This is a genomic window from Streptococcus mitis (assembly GCF_047465045.1).
GTDB classification, from domain to species: domain Bacteria; phylum Bacillota; class Bacilli; order Lactobacillales; family Streptococcaceae; genus Streptococcus; species Streptococcus mitis_DT.
The window spans coordinates 229,906-251,204 of record NZ_JASHAR010000001.1; the positions used below are offsets into that span (position 1 = coordinate 229,906).

Consider the following 21,299-nt stretch of genomic DNA (forward strand, 5'->3'; position numbering starts at 1 on the left):
AACCCTATCAATAATGTGGTTTTACAACCACGCTTCGGCATTCAACCCTGCCTGTCCGTAGGCATTTTTTACTCGGGTTTATATTTGCTAGAAAACATCATCTCATTTTCTAAGCTTTATTAATATAACATACTTCTAACACTCTGTAAAGTACTTTTTTGAAAAAATATCTATTTTTGTTCGTATTTTTAATATATCTAAAAATTAAAAACTATTTCAAATTTGCCTTTAAATAATAAAATAGGAACTAGGTTTGGTAGCTCCTATTCTTCATATGATGATTTAAGATATGATAAAAATGTACTAAGATAAAATGTTCCAATTTTCATATTCTATAATTAGATTAGAGATTAGTCATTAAAAAAATCTAAAGGAATATATGTTAATGTAATTGTATCATTAAAAATTAATCTGCATCAACCCAGATCTGGTATTTTTGACAGTGAAGGCATCTGAAAAGGTAGCCACAAAGAGAACCATCCTTAATCAGGTATTCTTCAATATCTTGATATTCTCCACGCTCTTCATAGTCTGCTAAGACTTGCTCGGCAATTCCCATGGCCCTTAATTCTTGAGTGCCAACTGTACCCAAATAAGCACAATAATCCTGGCAACAAGAAAGCCAATTTTCTCCCTGCCAACTAGAGTAGCCAGGGGTCTGGCAAAAAAGCAGTTGGTCTTTTTCTGGATCCAATTCACCCTGACATTCAGCATCTTGAACAAATTCTGCATCGAATTTCTTTGCTGCTAGCCCGTTTGCAATACAAAATGGACAAAGATTTTTAATGTTGTCAATACAATAAGGCATCAAGTTATAATATATATTGCTTTCTTTCCCACAAGATGGACAAACCTTGGCTTCTCCCTCCACAAAAGCTCCCGTTGCTAGAGGATCTGGATGGTATATAAAGTGTGGCAAAGACTGTGATAGCTCTTGTCTCTGCTTCTTCTCTTCTTTTCTTAGAGGACGAGGAATGGCAAAACGATTGCCATGACTCTGACTCATTTCTTGTAAACGAGTCACTTTCTTTAATTGTTTTCGATCTGGTTTATCTGAGATTTCGGCAAATAAGCTATAGGCACTAGTGTAGAGACCCAATTGCTCATATAGGTCTGCTAAGACCTTCTTCGCTTCTAAATCATCAGACTTGGCTAATTCATCAGCTAAGTCATAAAGAGCTGAGACACTTGGTGGATTGCCCTCTTGGGCTATAAATTGCTTCTTTAAAGTAATGTATTTTTGTAAATATGGATTCATCTGATTACCTCCTGAATACAAATAGAACTCTAAAATTTTATATTTCAGTTTAAATTTTCTTATTCCTTATCTTCCGTTACTTCCCATACTTCTGATTGATAGCCTTCCCCATCAATATCGTATCTTTGGATATAACCAATAAATGTTTCATTTTTTCGTGGTTCCTGGCTATTAATGATTTATTCATCAAAAATATAAATAAAAGTCCTAAATCACTGATATATTATAGTATCATTAAAGCTCAACCCACTTATCATTATCCATGATGAAAGGCTTAGCTAGTCCCTCGCCGGTATAATCCGCATACTTGGTGCCTAAATACTTGTAACAATCTTCCTTGCTGGCAAATTTAATCGCTTGGTAGGGCTCTTCGAAAGTCAATTTCTCTACAAATAAGAAACCATCATCAGCAGGCATTAAGACTCCAACGTGGCCTACAAACAGATACTCACCATCCAGATTGTCGTGCAAGACTACAGATAGCATTCGAGCTTTATCGTTAAATTGAAACTGGGAGAAGAATTTTTCCATCTTTTCAGCGTGAACCTTGACATCTGTAGTTGCTTCAGTTGGAACTCTCGAAAATAGAATATCAAATTCTTCCTTATCTTGTGAATCAAAGACCTTTCCCTTATCAATCGCATCGTTATCTAGGAAAAGCAATTGGTCATTCTTTTCAAGCTTTGGAATGGTGACTGAATTTTTCAAAAGGGCATAACTGTTAATACGGCAGTTGGTCCCAACAAAATCTCCCTTCTTTTGATTCCAAAGGTTGCTAATTTTCTCAACATCGTATTCTGTGTGAGTAAAGGAAGTGAAATCTCCTGATAAGCCAGTTGATCCGACAATGGTATTATAATCATTTACAAGATTAAAAAATGAATCAACACTATTTGGATCCAAATGGGCTGATAAGAGAGATTTGACTTCTTCTGTACTTACCTGATTGTTTAGGTTGGTGTATGAAGCTTTCCATGGAACTTTTGCTGAACTACTTTGTCTTTGATTCGTCCCTTCAGAAGTAGTATTTTGTTGTTGACAAGCAGTCAAGCCTAAAAACAAGAAGGAACAGATTCCTAATGTGGTTAATTTTCTTGATTTCTTCATCTCTTTCGCCTTTTACAGGTTTAGTAGCTAGCCTTATTATACTATATAAGTTGTGAAATAAACTATAATCTTCATCAACTAGTTTTTGAAAATCACAAATCCTTTTGGAGAGATCACAAGCTGATTTTCCAATTCTTGGCAATTGCTTGCTAAGGCTACTGCTTCTTTTTCTACAATATAATCTTCTGTTGATTGGTTAAAGATCGCTTTAAGAATTTGTCCATCGTATTTCCATTCCAAAGCTACTACATCAGCTTTGATTTCTTTTAGGCTATACTTACCATGCTGAATGGTTGCTGACGCATGTTTTCGAATCTCAATCAGCTTCTTCATAAAGTTCAGCATATCATTATCACTTGAGACGCGTTCCCAAGGCATACAACGACGACAATCTGGGTCTGGACTGCCAGTCAAGGATAACTCTGTTCCATAATAGATGCAGGGTGTTCCTTTTTGTAAAAAGAGAAAGGCTAGGGCTGATTTGACCAGTTGAACGTCTTCATTTGCCGTCCACAAGATTCGTTCTGTATCATGCGAATCCAAGAGATTAAACATAACCTCTGAAATCTGTTGTTTGTAATACATAGACTGGCCATTGATTTCATCGATGAACTGGTCTGTCTTCTTAACACCTCGTAAGAAATAGTCCTTGATGCTATCAGATAAAGGATAATTCATGACCGCATGGAACTCATCTCCATTTAGCCAAGGCTGAGACGTATGCCAGACTTCTCCTAAAATATAAAGATCAGGCTTTTTAGCTAGAACTGCCTTGCGAAAATCCTTCCAGAATTGATGGTCAATCTCATTAGCCACATCCAAACGCCAAGCATCGATATCAAACTCTTCAATCCAATAAGTCGCAACCTTTAAAAGATAATTCTTGACCTCTGGATTGGCTGTATTTAGCTTAGGCATATAGTCCTCAAAACCAAAAGCATGATAGGGTAACTCTCTCTTATTAGCAAGCTTATCAGTCGTCACTGGGAATTGTTGTATATGGAACCAATCCTTATAAGCAGACTCCTCACCGTTTTCGATAACATCTTGCCATTGAGGCGATTGCGAACCAATATGATTAAATACAGCATCCAGCATGATTTTTATACCTCGCTGATGCGCTTGCTCGACCAGCTCCCGAAATGTCTCCTTGTCTCCAAAATGACGGTCAATTTCAAAGTAATCTGTCGTATTGTACTTATGATTGCTCGTAGATTCAAAGATAGGACAAAGATAAAGTCCAGTAATTCCCAAGTCTTGCAAGTAATACAGATGGTCAATAATCCCCTGTAAATCACCACCAAAGAAATCATCACTCTTAGGTGTGACAGATGAATCCCAGTCTAAAGTCCCTTCTGGGTTTAATCGAGCATTTCCATTAGCAAATCTCTCAGGAAATATCTGATACCACACCGTATTTGAAACCCAGTCAGGAATCAGGCATGCATCAATCTCATGAAGATAAGGCAACTTAAATCCATTTCCAATAGCATGAAGATTTTCTAGAGAATTTTCCACGCAGCCTTTATCGCCATACAAAATGCTTTGGCCTTCTGTATCCTGAAGTTCAAAGAGATACTGGATACGTGCAAAGTCAACGGACACTTCAACCTGCCAATAATCAAAGATGGCATCAGAAGTTATCTTAGCCATTTTCTTTGTATCTTGATAAAACTCCTCCATAAAAATAAAAGGGTCCCCATAATGCAAGTTGATGCTTTCAATATCCCCTTTCTTAGTTCGAATCCGAATATGAAGTTTCTTATCCTTATAAAGATAGGCATGCTCCGACTCAGGCCTATGGTAAATAGCACTTAATTCCATCAATTTGTCTCCTAAAGTTTTAATTCAAATTTTACGCAAACGTTTTCAAAATCAATAAATCCAGTATACTATTTTTGTAAACTATTTGCAAGGAATGTCCGTAGATTCTAGTGGTTTGGTTCTATAAATAAAAAAGCAGCCAGTCTTACAACTTGCTACTTTTCAAATGATGATTTACAAATGTCTTTCTAACCATTCTATCTTTTTAAAATCCTTATTGTTATTGTGATTATTTCGATAGGAGTCTTGAGAAGAAGCTTTGTAAATACTTAAAAACTGTTCCAAACTTGGAACGCGAAACGTGATGTTCTCAAGATGAATCAGCTCTATATCTGATTCAGATACTCCTGCAAAATCAGGTAAAGAATCGATACTTCCGAATTCAACACTCAGACCATCTTTTTTGAATTCATGCTCATGAATATCTATTAAGGCATAGCCTAAGTGTTTCATCACTTTCATTATCTTGTCCCACTCATAAATTCTGAGATGATCAGGTGCTTCCCAACCTCTAGGATCACCAGGCACATGAATGTCAATGTCAGACGGCCCCCATTCTTCATTTGATCGGTATTCAAACCCCAAAGACCCCATGAGCGTCGGAGTGATTCCGACTTGGTTTAAATGAGAACAAATTATTCGAAATTCATCAAATAGAGAATTCATTCCTCCTCCAATCGTTGATATAGAACTTAATTTCGTTGTGAATAATAAACTAATTTTTACATTCTATTCTTTCGGTTTTGAAAACACTTCTACTCGCTGAGCTAGGACTTTGATTTCTACAGGTAGGTTATCCGATTTATCGCCGTCAACATCTGACTCCAATTCACTATCTGAAGAGATCTTAATATTACGCGCTTTGATATACTCGATATTATCATTTGCGACAACATCTCCTTTTAATAAATCAGGAATGACGGATAATTTGGAGAACAGAGACGCATCTTTTAAAATCAAAATATTGGCATAGCCGTCCTTGTTTTCTTCAAAGATTTTTTTGTCAGCAAAGTAATTTGTCAAGAGAACCAAAACATGGCTTGCTTCACCAACATAATTTCCATTTTCTGTCTCAACCTTAATGTTAAATACCTGATCCGTCATGACAGACTTCATGGTATTTACAGCATAGGCTAAAATACCGAATTTTGTCTTATCCTCGATTTCAACATTGTGAATCGCTTCAGGTAGAGAACCGATACTAAAAATATAACCAAAATAGTTATCATTTGCTTTACCGATATCAATCTTGTTGGTTAAATTAAAATCCAGTTCATCTATCGCGCCATCGATGTCTTGATTGATTTCCAACAGTTTTGTAATGAGGTTACCCGTACCGCCTGGGATAATCCCTAACTTAGGAATGTAGTCTCTCTCAGCAATACCCGAAATGACTTCGTTGACAGTCCCATCTCCACCAAACACAACCACTGCATCGTACTGCTCACTAGAAGCTTCCTCAGCAAAATGTGTGGCATCCAGCGCCTTTTCGGTAATTTTGGTTTCCACGTGCTCAAAATAATCTTTGGTTTTATTCTCCAGTTTTTCTTTATAATCCAAAGCCTTTTCCCCACCAGAGGTAGGGTTGATAATTAACATTGCCTTTTTCATTAATTTCTCCTTAATTTTAAATAGAAATGTTTACATTTCGTCGTATGCAACTAAATGTACTCTCATTATACAATGAAAACACAGAAAAGAGAAATATGACGTACTGGAGATTAATACGCTTTTATTCTATTTTCCCATCTAATGACTATATCCTTTAATGTTTCATCCAAATAAGAATAGGCCTTATCCTTTATCCAAACAGGAATACCATAAGCTGCCTCGGCTATGCTGCCAGTGATTGCAGCGAGAGTATCACTGTCGCCACCAAGTGAGATGGCATTTCTTATCGCATCTTCGAAATCTGTACTTTCAAGAAAGGCAATAATGGCTTGAGGGACAGTTTCCTGACATGTTTCGTTGAAACGATAGTTAGGACGGATTTCATCTAAAGTTTGAGATAGATTGTAGTCGTATGTCTGCTCTATATAATCCTTAATCCGTCTTTTACACTCTGTATGATTGTCATTAATTGCTTGCTCATATTCTCTACAATAACCACCAAAGTAAAAACGACAAAGAAAGATAGCATCAGCTGTAGCCATAGCACCTTTAATACCTTCTGGATGATTATGAGTTACCTCTGCAGAAAGACTCGCAAGTCCTCTAGATGATGGCCACATACCAGTTCTCGCATAAAAACCACAGTCCATGACCCAAGCACAGGGAGAAACACGCATAGCTGATCCATTCCCAAAGCTATTATAAGGCTCACGGTTATCACTCTTTAGCCATGCATTAAACCGAGCACCATAATCAGCATCCGGATACATTCTGCCATATTTCTTCATAGCGTCAATAAAGTCGTCTTTTTGTCCCCCATTCATAATCGCTTCTGCAACAGCGCAGGTCATAACAGTGTCATCTGTGAAAAAGCAGTCTTTCCGTAATAAAGGAAAGTCCTTTGTTTTGATATTGTTCCACTCGTAAACAGAACCAACAATGTCTCCAACGATTGCTCCTAGCATCAGATTCCTCCTTGTGACATATCATATTTATTACACATTCCCAATGGATTGCTCTTTAAAAATGGTGTCACCAAATCAATCCACTCTTGAGGCAGGTAAGCTGACAAATAGCCGTGATTATAGCCCTTTGCTTCATACAAAATTGTATTTGCATGTAGCTGATGAAATAATTTCGCTGATTCTTTCACACAGTTCAATTCTTTTTCACCATAGATATACAGAACCTGAGCCTTGCTAGCAGAAATCATATCTTTCAGCTTGTAATGCCCCATATAGGTTTTGTAAATGGTCACCAATGTTTTAACAGGCGTCCTTGGTAGATCCTCCAAATAATAAGCTTTTATTTCCTCTGGATAAGCCAGTTTAGGATAGAGTTTGTTCATCATGCTTAACTGAAGTTTGCAAGAGAATTTATTGAACATCAGTTTACCAAATAGAGACACTAGAAAGATGCTGATTTTAGCTAACCTTGGTTGAGGAATACAGAGGCTTCCGTCTATAATGGCCTTCTCAGCAATTTCACTATCTAAAGACAAAAGCTCCATGGCAATTTGACCACCAAGTGAAACACCACCGATTGCAAACAATTTCCCACCACAGTTTGCTTTGATATAGTCTAGAATCTCCAAAGCAGAATCTTCAGTAGAAACATAATCAAGTTGATATTCCTCGCCGTGGCCATTCAAAGTGGGTAGAATAATACGGTATTCTTCTGATAAGATTCGTGCTTGACGAAGATAATTCCACCAAGAACTGCCGCCACCGTGTATTAGTAAGATAGGAGGTAAATTTTTATCCCCAAATTCATGGAATTTCATGTTTAAACTCCTTACTGTAGGACTTTCACTAGCTACACCCATGTTTAATCAGCTCGTACAAACAGTGATACCGCCTCCGCATGTAGTGCTAGCAAACTTCTATATTATAGAATGAAATGGATAGAGTTATTGTTTATAATTAAACTTTAGAATGAAAATATTTTATAGTTACCATTTTTCAACTTTATAGCTGATAATTATCACTTAATAAATTTACTTGCTAACTTGTAAACTTGTTGAATTTCTTTACTATTAACATCCAAACCATCAAGTTCTTCTTTAATCAACTCTGGAAATTTTTTGCTAATATCCCTCAAAGCATTACCAACTGATTTTCTAACATATTCACTAGAATCTTCTTTTAATGTTGCAATTCATTTAATAGCTTCATCTGGATTATCCTTGAAATATGGTCTACTCGTCCATAATCTCAAACCTTCTGTAACAGCTCTTCTAACGTTTGGATTAGTGTTTTGTAGCCAGTCGTCAATAACCGGAAGAGATTTTTCATAGCCTGATTGCTTACAAAATTCATCAAAAGCTTTTGCTAATACTTCTTGAACTCTCCAATTGTCATCCTTTGAAACCTCATCCCTCATGAAAATCAAAATTTAATATGATAACATTTTACTATATAGTATATAATAACTTCTTCAACTTCTTCAAAAATAATTTTTTTCTGATTTGTTCATATTCACTACTCCTCAATTTTAAATTTAATGATTTTTCTATTGAATAATATCCAAATAGTTACGATAGCGTATATAATAGTTGCAATCAGGTAAACAGCCTGTATACCAATCCGACTACTTAAATAGCTAAATATTGCCAGAGAGCCAGATGAAGTAATCGTTAATATTAATTGCCTTAGAGAAAAAACACGTCCTATCGAATAAGTAGGTGACTTCTCTTGTATTAATGATTGTTGTACCAAATCTCTAATTTGATACGGAATTCCAATGAAAAAGTTAATAACAAGAGCCAAGAAAGCTACTTTATTAAAAGCGTATATACCTGTAAAAATAGCAACCACAAGTGATGAAAAAAAGATAACTTTTCCCCCAAACTGAGAAATATACTTAGAGTATCTAATGCTTATAATTCCTCCTACAATCGAACCTACAAAGTAAGCAGCTCCTTGAAATCCCCACCATTCCTCTGATAAGTTCAAAAAACTCGTCGTGAAAAATAATAGAAAAGTTTGCGTCCAAATCACATTAGCAATTGATTCACATGTGTCCATAATGGTTATATTCCACAATTCAGTAATATGGAACAAATCATACCATCCCTGCTTCAATCTCTCAAAATAAGGGAGTAAATTCGTTTGTACTCTATCTTTTGTATCTATTTTCTTCAAGAGCCACAAGGATATAGTAATCATCAAAATAATCACACAAAATGCCGCAAAAGGATTAAGGAATAGAACAAAAGGTATTCCAAATGTCCAAGTAGCAGTTTGAAATACTTGAATGACAGTATAGAAAATACCATTTAAACGAATTCTATCCTCTTTAATTATATCTGCAAGCAATACACCTTGCGCAGGAGAAAAAGCACTATCTAATAAACTCAATAAAAATTTTGATATTAACACAATATATATATATATATATCTATAAGTACATATGAGTAGTATAATAATAAAAACTTTGGCTATCAATGCTCCTAGCATAATCCACTTTGCTGAAATCTTGTCAAAAATATTTGAAAGTAGAATACTTCCTAATATTCGTGAAATAGATCCAACAACTAGAATCATACTTGTATCAAATAGCGATTGACTCATTTGATATACAAAGAGAATTAAAACCATATCTAACAATATTCCAGCAAGAATAATAAATACTTGGGCCGTTAGAAACTTTAAAAATGACTTACTAAGTTTATTACTTTTTATTTCTGTTCTCACAACTATCCTTTTTCAAATATTCATTTAGTTTAGAAAAATACTTGAAGTAACTTTTCCTATCAACAGAAATAAAATGATTTTTCACTTAAAATCAGATGTTCATTTACTTCTGTTAAATAATGTATTCTTTTAGTCCACATTATCTTCTCCATTTTATTAAACTAGTGATAGAGGGCGTACATTTATTCCCATTAACTTATTTTCTTTGGTAACAAAAACATCCCCACAGTGTTTATGGAAATAGAATCCATCTCAAATAAGTTATCAAACCTAGTAAAAAATATGAGAGGTTACTTTAATACTTCCCCACTAAACGAGAAAAGTCTTTACCTACAAGGCTTTTCATTATCCCTTTCGTTACAAGGTTTCTAGGCTTTTACCAGCAACACTACACACTCCACGTGTGCTGAGAGCTTTCTTCTATACTAATAGACGAAAGGGTGTGAAAATGATTTTTAAATGATACTGTGGAACGGAACAGTAGCCCTAGTATTGACTACTGTCGTTTCTATTCATATTGGCTATTCTAGGACTGAGATGAAAAAATCTATAAATGCTCAGAATAAAATTGAACCCGCAAATCTCCCCAAAACAATGGTGAGTCATGTACTTGTATTATTCCGAAAAAATACACCTCTGGTGCAGTGAGACAAATTGGTGTATCTTATAGTGGCTTCGTAGATGAAAGCTATACTCTACTATCACTCTTTGATGATGTAGAACAAATTGAAAAAGATAATAGACTTCAGACAGCTATTGATGTTGTCAGAGAACAGTTTGGTTTTTTAGCCATACAAAAAGGAACCGTCCTAACTGAAGGTTCCAGAAATATTGAACGCAGTAAACTTATCGGTGGTCATTCCGCGGGTGGATTGGAGGGATTAAAATGAAACAAGAAAAAAATACAGTACAATTTTCAGAAATCCGTAGCAAAGGATGTAATGATATTGAAATGCTTGAAAGATTTTTACATGGAATCGTTGAAACAGCAACTTCAAAACTTCGTCAGAGAAAACTCAAAACAACTGAAATATCGATACGACTAGTACATGCTAAATCTGAAAACCGATTACCATTGGAATTTACATTTAGCATTAAGCCAACAAGCTCATCTGTGATAATCTATACTGAGGTAATCAATCGCTTTAAAGAATGTTACACAGGTGGGGGAATTCAAGGTTTTACGATTCAATTTGATAAAAATACCCTTGCCTCTGCATAGAAAGGATTTGATATGATTGACCGTTCATATTTACCATTTCAATCAGCAAGAGAGTACCAGGATACAAAGATGCAAAAATGGATGGGCTTTTTCCTATCTGAGCATACATCAGCACTCTCTGATGATACAAACAAAGTAACGTACATGTCAGATTTGTCAATGGAGAAGAAATTATTACTCCTCAGTCAAGTATACGCTGGGCAGCTACACACACGCATTCAAGTGATTGAAAAAAACAAGCGTGTTTCCCACACTGGAACAATACCAAGTCTGAATAAGGATTTCATTTTGATAAAAACTACAACAGGTCACATCAATTTGAAATTGAAAGACATTATTAGTATTGAACTTGTTGAGGAGGTGCTTTATGAATCAGCTTAAGTTTCAGCTTAATCACCTACAAATGGACTATTATAGCGAGAGCTACCAAGATTTTGAACGTGACTTCTACCGCTACTCTAACATGAATATTCCATTGACCTTCCTAACTGATGATATCCTAAAAACAATGGCGACTTCACGTAAGAATTACTTTGTCCTCAATAAGGAAAAGTCCAGAGATAACCGCGATCACTTCTTCATATTTGAAGTAAGTACCGTAGATGAGAATCCGCTAATCTATCATTATACATATAAGAAAACTACAATATATTTAGCAGAAAAATAGGAGCAGTTCAATTGACTGTTCCTATTTTTAATATTCATAAAATCTAAAGTCTTTATACTCTTTAACAATGGAGTCGCCAACCAGAACAGACTATACTGACCAGCGACTACCTTAAATTTAATGTTTCAGATTTATTTTCTTATCTCTAATTTCATAAACTACATCTGCTACATTTTCGAGTAATCGTTTATCGTGGGTGATAAACACGATAGTTCCGGTGTACTCCTTCATTAGTATTTCCAAAGCCTCTAAACTTGGTATGTCAAGGAAGTTACTGGGTTCATCCATTATTAGGATGTTATATCTACCCATGAGCATTTTAGCAAGCAACAATTTTATAATTTCTCCACCGCTTAAAACAGATAAACTTTTTCCAATATCGTTCTGTTTGAACCCCATAGATGCTAGCACTGAACGAATTTCTGATATATTGTAGTCACAATCCTTCTGCATAAACTCCATAACATTCTGATTACTGTTGTACTTGTAACCATTCTGTGCAAAGTAACCTATTTTTGCCTTAGGCGAAATAGAAATTCCTTCTTCATGGTTTAAGATCATTTGGATTAAAGTTGTTTTTCCGATTCCATTACCACCAGTTAACGCCACTTTTGCTCCTAACGGAATTTGAAAAGATGCATTTTCAAACAGAGCCTTATCCCCAAATACTTTATTAATTTCTGCACCGACTATAGGGTATGGATTATGGAGCTCCAATGCTTTACTTTGCCTGAAACGAATTCTGCGAATGCCTTCCGGAGCTTCTACTTTTCCTAAGGCCGCAATCCTGTGCTCTAGGGTTTTAGCAGCATTATACATCTTTTTTTCCTTACTTCCTATTGATTTTTGATGAGCTAAACGCCCTCCGTCTTCAGTACTTTTTTTCTTTGAAGAACCTTTTGCCTTCTGTTCTATTTTACGAGCCTGTTTTCGCTTTTCCTCCGCAGCCCTTTCCAATCGGGCACGTTCCGCAATAAATTGTTCGTATTCTGCAGCTTGGCTCTTACGTTCTTCCTCTTTCTGACGAAGATAATCAGAATAGTTTCCCCAATACTCAGTGATTTTGCCATCTTTCAGTTCCCATATTTTATCTACTATTTCATCAAGAAAATAGCGGTCATGGCTAATAACTAACAGTGCACCTGTAAAATATTTTAGCTGTCCTATTAGAAAATCAATTCCTTCACGGTCTAAATGGCTCGTAGGTTCATCCGCTAAAATACCATGAACCTGTGCCGATAAGGCCTGTGCTATTTTAAGCCTTGTTTCTTCACCACCGCTCATAGTCTGTATATTTAATTGCTCAACACCTAGCTTGCCTACAAGTGCAAAATCTTTTTCCTCCTGCAGAGTTACTTCGTCCAACTGGGGAATATAGGCAAGTTCACCCAGACGATTCATTTTACATCCTGGGGGAGTTAATTCTCCTAAAAGTACCCTGAGTAAAGTGCTTTTTCCAGCACCATTTGCTCCTACTAAACCAATACGGTCATAATCATATACTTCTAATTCATTTATATCTAAAACATCGCGTCCTTTGAATTCCACACGAATGTCTTTTGCTTTTAATATTAATTCCATAACATTTCCTCCTGTCTATAATCGCATGCTTTCATTTGCTTGTATGCAGGGAAAACCCTGCGATTTTAGCAGGAAGAGTTACATGAAAATAAGATACATAAATATTCCTCCAATATTGTTTATTTTAAATCTAATTTTCTAACCTCAGTTATCATTTGGCAAACTATAGCAATGCCAATAATTAAAATACCTGATAGTAAAAACCAATGATTTACACCGATTTTATCAGCAAAGAATCCAGAAAGAATTAACCCAATTGGCATAGCAAGTGACATGATACTTCCGATCAAAGAAAATACACGTCCTAAATATTCAGGCTTAATTTTCTCCTGAAAAAGAGCTGTTTGCACACCGCTATAAAATGGCACCGAAAGCCCCATTATTGCACAGCAAACTACGAATATTACAAATCCATTTGGAGGAAGTATTCCCGAAACGGCTAAACTGGTCCCCATTATAAAAAATGAACTTGTTATTAGTAATACATGCTTTTCGAAGCCCCCTAATCTTCCTAATAATAAGCCTCCTGCTAGCATCCCAAATGCAAAGGAAATTTCCGTAATAGAAATATGCACAGGCGTTCCATTAAAGTGTTCCATGCTTATTAAAGGAAATAGTGCATTGATTGGCATATAAACAAAAGTATATAGTGTTCCTAAGAGTAATAAGGCAAACAATCCTTTGTTTTGTCTCAGAACCACAACTCCTTCTTTCATCTCCCTTATGAAATTTGGTTCTAAACTTTGCACTTGATTACCCAGCTTAGGTATACGTACAATTGCTACCGTAATAGATGCAATCACAGCACCCAATACGTCGATGGCAATAATAGCATTTAAATCCCAAACGGAGTATAAGAGTGCTGCAACTGCCGGACTAACAATATAGCTTATAGACTGCAAAGACTGACTATAGCCTGCGCATTTCGTTAGCTGTTCTTCTGGTACTAAAAGTGGTGTAACCGCATTGAGTGCTGGGGTATGAAAAGCTGTTCCAATGCTACGGATAAACAATACTATCATAATCATCCAGACAGGTAGCTCCATACAGAATGCAACAATAGCAAGCACTGCACCAGCTGCTGCGATAATTAAATCGGCACCAATCATTATCTTCTTCCTATCATGACGATCCACTAGCACACCAATGGCAGGTCCCAAAATCGCATAGGGTAAAAAACCTACTAATGAAGCCATAGACAAGACCATCGCAGATCCTGTTTTTTCTGTAAGGTAAAAAATAATCGCCATTTGCAGGATGGCACTAGTGATTAATGATACTGCTTGCCCTGCCCATATTGCATAAAATTTTCGTTTCCAATTGTTGTATTTTTCCATTTATATTATCTCCTGCATATTATTTTGCTTGAATTTCTATTTTGAATAGCATTCTAGGCAATAAAAAATGCAGGCCAAACCCCACAATGTGGCTTTTGGTCTGCATACATACAATTTGGAAACATTCATATTAAAGACATAGTTAAATAAAGGTATAGTTAAATAACCAATATCCTCACCGTAACTAATGAATGCTCAATATCGTATAAATAAGCACAACAAAAAAGCCTATCATCGGGTATAGATTCTGCTTTTTTTATTGCCAGCTTATCTTAAACGCATTGAGGCTGTCATAGTTTCGGTTCCTCCTACATCTTTGTTTATATCAATTTATAGTATAACACAACAAGATGATATGTTCAATATAAAAGTTATGGAATGAGACTCATACTTCCAATTCGATGCCAGATTTAAAGGATATGACGAAGTTTTCTTCATAGACTGTAACGCTCTGGATTATCTTCCTTAGTAGCAAGCGATTAGCTTTCACAAAATCTTCTGTTTGTAGTTTTAAAAATTCATCAGGATTTTCTAACTCAACCTCAAAATATTTCATTTTACATTCCCTCATTTCATTTATTGATAAATTGAGTTTGCAAAAAAGAGTGGACAATTTTTGTCTACTCTTAACCTTTAAAATAGTTTTTTTTAATCGATTTGAAGTTGCCTAAATTATTACTTATTCGGTAAAATGAAGTATTGCTTTCAACAGATTTCCTTCAACTACACTTCACTTGATTCAAACAAGGTGGGTACATTTCTATTCCCACAAACTCCTTGTCAATGGAAACAAACACGTACCCACAGGGTAAATGGAAATAGAAACTGATAATTTCTAGCTATCACTTCTACTCATTCCAAAAATTTTCTCACTCTGATACTTACCCACCATAAAGCAAAAAGCCTTGCAATCAAGGCTTTCATTATCCCTTTCGTTCAAAGGTTTCTAAGCTTTTACGAGCAGAGCGACACACTCAGCGGTTCGCTATCTCCGTTCTGTCTGCGTGCTAGCACTTGTCAATCACGGACAGCTATCGCATGGGCGGAAGTAAATGCTAATCTTCGTCGTTTTACTCCTTGACTAGCAAACTTACCGCCTCAACATGTGGAGTTAGTCAACATCTATATTATATAACGAAAGTGATAGAGTTGTTGTTTAAAATTAAACTTTAGAATGAAAATATTTAAAAAAAGTAGATCACTTTTAGAAGTGTCCTACTTGTATTATTTTTATTTAAAAAGGGATAAATCCTTAACAAAAGGGGTGTACTCCCGCGCCTTCGGGAAGGAAAAAAAGAAATGGCGCAAAATCAAGGTTTTATTTTTGAAATTTACCAGAAAATACCCTTAATGAAAGTAACGTAGTTCTTGTTGATGGTCATAGTGTGTTCTATTGATGCACGTTCAACGGTTACTAGATTTAGGTTAAAATCGTTAAAGCCCATATCATAGTTTAAAAAAGCGATTATACAAAAACTTGTATATCGCTCTGTTTGTTCACTTACTTTGACAAAGTGGAGGTATCTATCCTCAAGGTCCTCAATGCATTACATACTGCCAGTAGCGTTACACCAACATCTGCAAAGATTGCCTCCCACATATTAGAAATTCCCAATCCACTTAGAACCAAGAAAATTAGTTTAACTACAATAGCCAAGGTCATGTTTTGCCGAGCTATTCTGACTGTCTTTTTAGCCAGTCGAATGACTTGAGGAAGTTTTCCAAGGTCATCATCCATCAGTACAACATCTGCTGATTCAATGGCTGCGTCCGAACCTAGCCCTCCCATAGCAATACCAACATCTGCCCTAGCAAGAACCGGTGCATCATTCACTCCATCTCCAACAAAGGCAACAGCCTGCTGAGACTGAGTCAGAATTTCCTCAAATGTACTCACCTTATCCTGAGGCAAGCAATCTCCAAATGCATCATTGAAGGCAAATTGCTGTGCAAATTCATCAACCACTGCCTGACGATCACCTGAAAGGAGAACCGTTTTTTTAATTCCGACCGCCTGTAAATCCTTCAAGGCCTCGATGCTCGTCTCCTTCACTTGGTCTGTGATAAGGAAATAGCCTAAAAAGTGACTGTCCTCTGCCAAATAGAGAACTGTTCCTGTGCTGTCAATAGCTGGATAAGCAATCCCTTGAACTTCCATTAATCTAGCATTCCCAAGATAGAGCTGTCTGCCATCTATCCTACCGGACATGCCCTGCCCTGGTAGCTCGGTAATCTGACTCACCCTATTCTCGTCCACTTCCTGTCCATAGGCTGTTCGAATCGAGTTTGCGATTGGATGATTGGAATAGCTTTCCAAATGGGCAGCGAGGTACAGAATATTATCCTCGATACCTTCTGCGTTGACAACGGTATCTACCGCAAAGATACCTTTTGTAATTGTCCCCGTCTTATCAAATACGACCGTATCCAACTTGGCAAGAGCCTCTAAATAATTTCCACCTTTCACTAAGACACCTAATTTAGATGCTCCCCCTAGCCCGCCAAAGAAACTCATTGGTACCGAAACCGCAAGAGCGCAAGGGCAAGAAATGACTAAAAAGGTAAGTGCCCGATAAAGCCAAGTCGACCACTCCCCTAAACCAAGCAAGGGAGGCAGGCTTGCAAGCAGAAAAGCGATTCCGACAACCACTGGTGTATACACACGCGAAAAACGTGTGATCATCCGTTCCGTCTCCGCTTTTTTATTGCTTGCATTTTCAACTAATTCCAAAATTTTGTTGACCGTTGATTGCGAAAAAGTCTTTCTCACTTCAATTACCAATGGACTAGTCAAATTGATCACACCACTTGTAATGTCCTCACCAACGCCAATTTCCCTAGGCAGTGATTCTCCTGTCAAGGCTGACGTATCCAGAATAGAACGACCTTTTCTGACCAGACCATCTAGGGGCACCTTCTCCCCAGGCTTAACTAAAATATGGTCCGCAACCCTTACTGTTTCAGGGTCTACTTGAACGGCTTCTCCCCCCTCTAGTCTCCAAGCCTTAACCGACCGAATATCCATCAATTGTGCAATGGACTGACGAGATTGAGAGGTGGCCTTGTCTTGGAAATACTCCCCAATCTGATAAAAAAGCATGACGGCTACTGCCTCTGGAAATTCTCCCAAGAGAAAGGCTCCTAAGGTCGCGATACTCATCAAAAAGTTTTCATCAAAAATATTGCCACGTTGAATATTTTGAACCATCTTGATAAGAACCTTATGACCGATAATGATATATAGGGTCAGATAATAGACCAGACGAATCCAGAAATACTCCTCTGGCAGGAAAAAGCCGAAGGCAAATAGAATCGTAACAGCAAGTAGCAGCTCTTTCGCCCAATCTCGTTTTTCTGGAAGTGCCTCTTCCTTTTTCTCACTGATCACTTCGATTCCAGGTTCAATAGCATCTACTAAGTCAATAATTTCCTTATCTATCCCATCTTCGCTTTTTGTTTCCAAAGTCAGCTTTTGAGCTATCAGATTGACAGTGGCAGATTCTACCTGCTCCAATTGATTGACAGCACGTTCAATCTTAGCAGCACAATTGCCACAGTCAATTCCCCGAAGTACATACTCTTTCTTCATGTTTTTCCTCCTTCAAATGCTTCAGTGTCAAAGACAAGACTGATGCGACATGATTATCCGCAAGTTCATAATAGGTCATCTTTCCTTTTTTCTCCCCCTTGACCAATTGGCAGTCCCGCAGATAGCGTAGTTGGTGAGAAATAGCAGATTTGGTCATCTGTAACGCAATCGCTAAGTCTCCGACACAAATTGTTTTTTGCCGTACTGCTTGTAAAATCCGCAAACGAGTTGGATCAGAAATCGCCTTAAAAAAATTGGACATATTTAGCAATGTAACGGTATCAAACTCCGTCTCATGGACCCCTTGAATTAAATCTGGATTACAAGCTGTTAAACACTGTGACATATTTTGTATTCCTCCTATCCTAAAGTTGTATCAAGTAACATCATAATTAGAAATCCGTCCATAAACTCACCTGTTGCAATATCGGTATTCTTGTGTTCTTGAGCACCTGGCACAAGTTTTTCCACTACAACATAAATCATGGCTCCTGCCGCAAATGAGAGAGCATAAGATAGTAGCTGGGGCATAGACATAACAGCATAGGCCCCTAAAACAACTGCAATCGGCTCAACAATCGCTGACATGGCGCCATAGTAGAAAGCTGATTTCCTACTTCGCCCTTCTGCCCGTAGCGGCAAGGACAAGGCAGAGCCTTCTGGAATATTTTGGATACCAATTCACAAGGCTAATCCAAGGGCACTCATCCACGTAAAGGAAAGTCCAGTTGTGGCATTTGCCACACCAACTGCTAAGCCCTCTGGTATATTATGAATCACTACCGCCAGATAAAGCAGCATGGTCTTTGATAAGGGTCTTTGGGGATTCAAAATCCCTTCCTTATCACTCATCTGTTGATTCAAATGCAGGTGGGGAACCAAATAATCAATAAAGCGGATAATTAAGCCCCCGACAATAAAAACCAACAGCCGTCGGCAACCAGTAAAATCTGTTTGCAGCCATTGACTGGCTATAGCCAAATGAAAGGACAAGCAAAGACCAGACTGCAGCTGCCGTCATAATACCCGCTGCCAAGCCCATCATCATATCCATGAATTTTTGATGAATGGTTTTGACAAAAAAGACCAAACTAGCACCGATAATGGTACAAAACAGGTGAATAAGCCAGCTAATAAAGCTTGCATTACTGGTGATAGAGATGAAAAAAATGACATCTTATACCTCAATAATCGATAATAGTTGAGCAACTGTTCAACTATTACCATTATAGTTGAACAGTTGCTCAATTGTTAAGGAAGAAAGTAAAAAAGCTATGAGAAATCCCCATAGCTAGGTGGGTATGTTTATTCCCATTACCTCCTAGTCTATGGAAACAAACACATACCTATAGGGTATTCTACTCACTCTGATACCTATCCTACCATATAAGAAAAATAGTTCCACAAACCATCATAGTGATATCTGAAAATAAAAAAGGGGGGCCAAAACTATTCCCACAGACACCTCACATGCAGGAACATTTTGAACCTCCACTGAGTATGTGGAAATAAATTTCAGACATTACTGCTATCAATAATACTATCTCAACTCAGACTGTTAGATTTATACTTCACTCAAAATTCAAAAAAGGCTTAATATCAAGCCTTTTGTAAACCCTGAAACGGTAGACTATATCTTTTTCTCCAGTAGTCCCAAAACCTCGATATGTGCTTACATCTTGCTTTTCCTTCTACAAATTGACTAAAGTTAAATTTGGAGTATTAGAGGAACTGAAATATCCTATTTCTAACCTATAGTTATGCCTATTCGGTTCGAGTTTCAACTAAGTATATTCCCCATTCAGCTAATTCTACAGGCAAATCATAAACAGTTTTTCCATTACTTTCATAGATTTCAGAGATTCCTGGTGAAGTCTTAGAAAAAGTTCCCCAAGCTGTCACTAGTTCTTCTACAAATTGAATATTATGAGGTTCAAAAAAGTCATTAAATTTCGATAGTTCTTTACTATAAATTGTCACAACATTATAGCTATCAAGCATGATCTCATCATGACTTTTATGCCCACCAAATCCAAACTTACTTAGTCCATCATTAACAAGTAAATCACCGTATCTAATCAACAGTGCTAGGCATTCCTCTCTTGAACAACCATCAATATAATAAACATCCTTATGAGATTCCTTGATAATATTCTTTTCTATCACTTTTTCTCTATCAATACTGACAGGCAATCCAAAATAAAAAACAAGGGCTCATCATGAATCGCAATAAAGTGTTGAAAAACCTCTAATATTTTTTCTGCGTGTACATTCGCCATCAAATGATGTTCAGTTAACTTTGTAAATGATTCAAACAGGTTTTCTACCAAGCTAACTTGGTGACCTTTTACTAAATTCAACATTATGCATTCTCCAGAGAATTTAAACAATATCCACATTTATAATCTCATTATACCATTAAACTCCTAAAAAGACTGCAACTTCCCAGTCATAGTTTCTTATAAATCTACCTCAGTTCCTTATGCTGAACCACATTCGGAACAGAAAATATTGGTAGTAATAGAAGCATTTCAATAATTTATTCATGTCTGTTAACTATGTTTCTTCCTCTAAAACTCCTTTTCAATGAAAACAAACACGTACTCCCTAGGGTTTATGAAAATAGAATGACAGCCTATCAAGCTGTCACATCAATACACTCAACTTGAACTCTCACTATAATACTTCCCCACCTCAATACAAAAAGCCTTACAATCAAGGCTTTTCATTATTCATTTCGTCAATACTTGAGTTTCGTAGATTCAGATTCGCATGATTAAAACTAGTCAATTTTCTCTATGATATTTCCAAGTTTATCCAATACAAGACAGGAATAATCATTTAGTGGAATTATGGGAACATTAACGAGTTCTTCAGCTCTATCCTTATTTGCTTTATCATTCCATGAATCATAATGGACACTAATTAAAAACTGACTAAAGACTTCTAATCCATTTTTTATCTTTATCTGATGATCTGAATTATCATTAGGTGAAACATAGACTTTTTCTCCTAATAATAGGGCTCCTGCAGAGAACCCTATAACTTTTGTACCTTTTTTCAGCATAAGCTCGATATAATTTTTGAACTCCTGATTGACATAAGTAGCTATATATTTTTCCGTATTTCCACCACCGATGATAATTAGATCAGCATCTAGATAGCTATCAAAATCAATCTGCTCAGTGTCCAGAAGCAAGTAATCAACGTTTAAATTAGGAAAATGACTTTGAAAAACTTCCGTGTACTTTTTCATATAGGGTTGCCAATTATCTCGAAAAGCTGTAAAAATAACAATTCTTTCAATCTTGCTTGATAATACAATTTTATCAACAATGCTATGTTTCTTTATTGGGGGATTCCCACCCATCAAAAAAATTTGTTCGTCCAATCTTTCACACTTTCTAA

General features: G+C 36.6%; 20 protein-coding genes and 2 pseudogenes. 4 read left to right on the forward strand and 18 right to left on the reverse strand.

Annotated elements, in window-relative coordinates; translation table 11 throughout:
* Positions 1 to 406: 406 nt before the first annotated feature.
* The 9 genes and pseudogenes from QM409_RS01105 to QM409_RS01145 form a co-directional block, all read right to left on the reverse strand.
* Positions 407 to 1,258 carry a CbrC family protein gene (locus tag QM409_RS01105; protein WP_414304912.1) on the reverse strand — a complete coding sequence of 284 codons (852 nt, stop codon included), beginning with the start codon at positions 1,256 to 1,258 and terminating at the stop codon, positions 407 to 409.
* A 234-nt stretch (positions 1,259 to 1,492) separates the two neighbouring features.
* Positions 1,493 to 2,365 carry a DUF4300 family protein gene (locus QM409_RS01110; RefSeq protein WP_414304911.1) on the reverse strand — a complete coding sequence of 291 codons (873 nt, stop codon included), beginning with the start codon at positions 2,363 to 2,365 and terminating at the stop codon, positions 1,493 to 1,495.
* Between the two features lie 78 nt (positions 2,366 to 2,443).
* The gene (locus QM409_RS01115) at positions 2,444 to 4,189 is read right to left on the reverse strand and encodes a glycoside hydrolase family 13 protein (RefSeq protein WP_414304910.1); all 1,746 of its coding nucleotides are present in this window, start codon (positions 4,187 to 4,189) and stop codon (positions 2,444 to 2,446) included.
* A 174-nt stretch (positions 4,190 to 4,363) separates the two neighbouring features.
* Entirely contained in the window at positions 4,364 to 4,855 is a 492-nt protein-coding gene (locus tag QM409_RS01120; protein ID WP_414304909.1) for a phosphoribosylanthranilate isomerase, read from the reverse strand.
* Between the two features lie 63 nt (positions 4,856 to 4,918).
* Entirely contained in the window at positions 4,919 to 5,800 is an 882-nt protein-coding gene (locus tag QM409_RS01125) for a diacylglycerol/lipid kinase family protein (RefSeq protein ID WP_414304908.1), read from the reverse strand.
* Positions 5,801 to 5,910: 110 nt separating this feature from the next.
* Positions 5,911 to 6,765 (reverse strand): ADP-ribosylglycohydrolase family protein, encoded by an 855-nt coding sequence (locus tag QM409_RS01130; RefSeq protein ID WP_414304907.1) that lies wholly within the window; start codon positions 6,763 to 6,765, stop codon positions 5,911 to 5,913.
* Complete coding sequence (locus tag QM409_RS01135) at positions 6,765 to 7,583, reverse strand: alpha/beta fold hydrolase (protein WP_414304906.1); 819 nt, start codon at positions 7,581 to 7,583, stop codon at positions 6,765 to 6,767. Before QM409_RS01135 ends, QM409_RS01130 begins: the two co-directional genes overlap by 1 nt.
* A gap of 200 nt (positions 7,584 to 7,783) precedes the next feature.
* Positions 7,784 to 8,194: pseudogene (locus QM409_RS01140) on the reverse strand (DNA alkylation repair protein); the annotation flags it as partial.
* An 86-nt stretch (positions 8,195 to 8,280) separates the two neighbouring features.
* A complete protein-coding gene (locus tag QM409_RS01145) occupies positions 8,281 to 9,495 on the reverse strand; it encodes an MFS transporter (RefSeq protein ID WP_414304905.1) in 1,215 nt (404 codons plus the stop codon).
* 644 nt (positions 9,496 to 10,139) lie between these two features.
* On the opposite strand from QM409_RS01145, the gene QM409_RS01150 reads away from it, so the two are divergent.
* From QM409_RS01150 to QM409_RS01165, 4 genes are read left to right on the forward strand one after another with little or no spacing between them, the layout of a single operon-like run.
* Positions 10,140 to 10,385 (forward strand): hypothetical protein, encoded by a 246-nt coding sequence (locus tag QM409_RS01150; RefSeq protein ID WP_001813542.1) that lies wholly within the window; start codon positions 10,140 to 10,142, stop codon positions 10,383 to 10,385.
* Positions 10,382 to 10,717 (forward strand): hypothetical protein, encoded by a 336-nt coding sequence (locus QM409_RS01155; RefSeq protein WP_000806926.1) that lies wholly within the window; start codon positions 10,382 to 10,384, stop codon positions 10,715 to 10,717. The genes QM409_RS01150 and QM409_RS01155 overlap by 4 nt, the downstream gene beginning before the upstream one ends.
* Before the next feature lie 12 nt (positions 10,718 to 10,729).
* Positions 10,730 to 11,098 (forward strand): hypothetical protein, encoded by a 369-nt coding sequence (locus tag QM409_RS01160; protein WP_153209482.1) that lies wholly within the window; start codon positions 10,730 to 10,732, stop codon positions 11,096 to 11,098.
* Positions 11,085 to 11,384: a DUF5960 family protein gene (locus tag QM409_RS01165; protein ID WP_414304904.1), complete on the forward strand. Its 300-nt coding sequence runs from the start codon at positions 11,085 to 11,087 to the stop codon at positions 11,382 to 11,384. The genes QM409_RS01160 and QM409_RS01165 overlap by 14 nt, the downstream gene beginning before the upstream one ends.
* Before the next feature lie 117 nt (positions 11,385 to 11,501).
* On the opposite strand, the gene msr(D) is transcribed toward QM409_RS01165, so the two are convergent.
* The 9 genes and pseudogenes from msr(D) to QM409_RS01210 all read right to left on the reverse strand — a co-directional run bounded on the left by msr(D) (position 11,502) and on the right by QM409_RS01210 (position 21,282).
* The gene (gene msr(D) / locus QM409_RS01170) at positions 11,502 to 12,965 is read right to left on the reverse strand and encodes an ABC-F type ribosomal protection protein Msr(D) (RefSeq protein ID WP_000420313.1); all 1,464 of its coding nucleotides are present in this window, start codon (positions 12,963 to 12,965) and stop codon (positions 11,502 to 11,504) included.
* Between the two features lie 119 nt (positions 12,966 to 13,084).
* Positions 13,085 to 14,302 carry a macrolide efflux MFS transporter Mef(A) gene (gene mef(A), locus QM409_RS01175; protein ID WP_000417519.1) on the reverse strand — a complete coding sequence of 406 codons (1,218 nt, stop codon included), beginning with the start codon at positions 14,300 to 14,302 and terminating at the stop codon, positions 13,085 to 13,087.
* Positions 14,303 to 14,687: 385 nt separating this feature from the next.
* A complete protein-coding gene (locus QM409_RS01180) occupies positions 14,688 to 14,858 on the reverse strand; it encodes a hypothetical protein (RefSeq protein WP_000873143.1) in 171 nt (56 codons plus the stop codon).
* Between the two features lie 945 nt (positions 14,859 to 15,803).
* Positions 15,804 to 17,891, reverse strand: a complete 2,088-nt coding sequence (locus tag QM409_RS01185) for a heavy metal translocating P-type ATPase (RefSeq protein ID WP_308525741.1) — start codon at positions 17,889 to 17,891, stop codon at positions 15,804 to 15,806.
* Positions 17,860 to 18,237: an ArsR/SmtB family transcription factor gene (locus QM409_RS01190; RefSeq protein WP_000076060.1), complete on the reverse strand. Its 378-nt coding sequence runs from the start codon at positions 18,235 to 18,237 to the stop codon at positions 17,860 to 17,862. Before QM409_RS01190 ends, QM409_RS01185 begins: the two co-directional genes overlap by 32 nt.
* A 14-nt stretch (positions 18,238 to 18,251) precedes the next feature.
* Positions 18,252 to 19,067 (reverse strand): annotated as a pseudogene (locus QM409_RS01195) (ZIP family metal transporter).
* 588 nt (positions 19,068 to 19,655) lie between these two features.
* Entirely contained in the window at positions 19,656 to 20,057 is a 402-nt protein-coding gene (locus QM409_RS01200) for a hypothetical protein (RefSeq protein ID WP_414304903.1), read from the reverse strand.
* Positions 20,054 to 20,254, reverse strand: a complete 201-nt coding sequence (locus tag QM409_RS01205; RefSeq protein ID WP_414304902.1) for a hypothetical protein — start codon at positions 20,252 to 20,254, stop codon at positions 20,054 to 20,056. Before QM409_RS01205 ends, QM409_RS01200 begins: the two co-directional genes overlap by 4 nt.
* A 419-nt stretch (positions 20,255 to 20,673) precedes the next feature.
* Positions 20,674 to 21,282 (reverse strand): Type 1 glutamine amidotransferase-like domain-containing protein, encoded by a 609-nt coding sequence (locus QM409_RS01210; RefSeq protein ID WP_414304901.1) that lies wholly within the window; start codon positions 21,280 to 21,282, stop codon positions 20,674 to 20,676.
* Between the last annotated feature and the right edge of the window lie 17 nt (positions 21,283 to 21,299).

Excerpts from the sequence above, each read along its gene's own strand:
- QM409_RS01165 (WP_414304904.1), top strand. The coding sequence starts at position 11,085 with ATGAATCAGCTTAAGTTTCAGCTTAATCACCTACAAATGGACTATTAT.
- QM409_RS01105 (WP_414304912.1), bottom strand. The coding sequence starts at position 1,258 with ATGAATCCATATTTACAAAAATACATTACTTTAAAGAAGCAATTTATA.
- QM409_RS01120 (WP_414304909.1), bottom strand. The coding sequence starts at position 4,855 with ATGAATTCTCTATTTGATGAATTTCGAATAATTTGTTCTCATTTAAAC.
- QM409_RS01160 (WP_153209482.1), top strand. The coding sequence starts at position 10,730 with ATGATTGACCGTTCATATTTACCATTTCAATCAGCAAGAGAGTACCAG.
- QM409_RS01125 (WP_414304908.1), bottom strand. The coding sequence starts at position 5,800 with ATGAAAAAGGCAATGTTAATTATCAACCCTACCTCTGGTGGGGAAAAG.
- QM409_RS01115 (WP_414304910.1), bottom strand. The coding sequence starts at position 4,189 with ATGGAATTAAGTGCTATTTACCATAGGCCTGAGTCGGAGCATGCCTAT.
- QM409_RS01130 (WP_414304907.1), bottom strand. The coding sequence starts at position 6,765 with ATGCTAGGAGCAATCGTTGGAGACATTGTTGGTTCTGTTTACGAGTGG.
- QM409_RS01190 (WP_000076060.1), bottom strand. The coding sequence starts at position 18,237 with ATGTCACAGTGTTTAACAGCTTGTAATCCAGATTTAATTCAAGGGGTC.
- QM409_RS01205 (WP_414304902.1), bottom strand. The coding sequence starts at position 20,254 with ATGTTGAATTTAGTAAAAGGTCACCAAGTTAGCTTGGTAGAAAACCTG.
- QM409_RS01110 (WP_414304911.1), bottom strand. The coding sequence starts at position 2,365 with ATGAAGAAATCAAGAAAATTAACCACATTAGGAATCTGTTCCTTCTTG.
- QM409_RS01180 (WP_000873143.1), bottom strand. The coding sequence starts at position 14,858 with ATGAAATATTTTGAGGTTGAGTTAGAAAATCCTGATGAATTTTTAAAA.
- QM409_RS01185 (WP_308525741.1), bottom strand. The coding sequence starts at position 17,891 with ATGAAGAAAGAGTATGTACTTCGGGGAATTGACTGTGGCAATTGTGCT.
- QM409_RS01155 (WP_000806926.1), top strand. The coding sequence starts at position 10,382 with ATGAAACAAGAAAAAAATACAGTACAATTTTCAGAAATCCGTAGCAAA.
- QM409_RS01135 (WP_414304906.1), bottom strand. The coding sequence starts at position 7,583 with ATGAAATTCCATGAATTTGGGGATAAAAATTTACCTCCTATCTTACTA.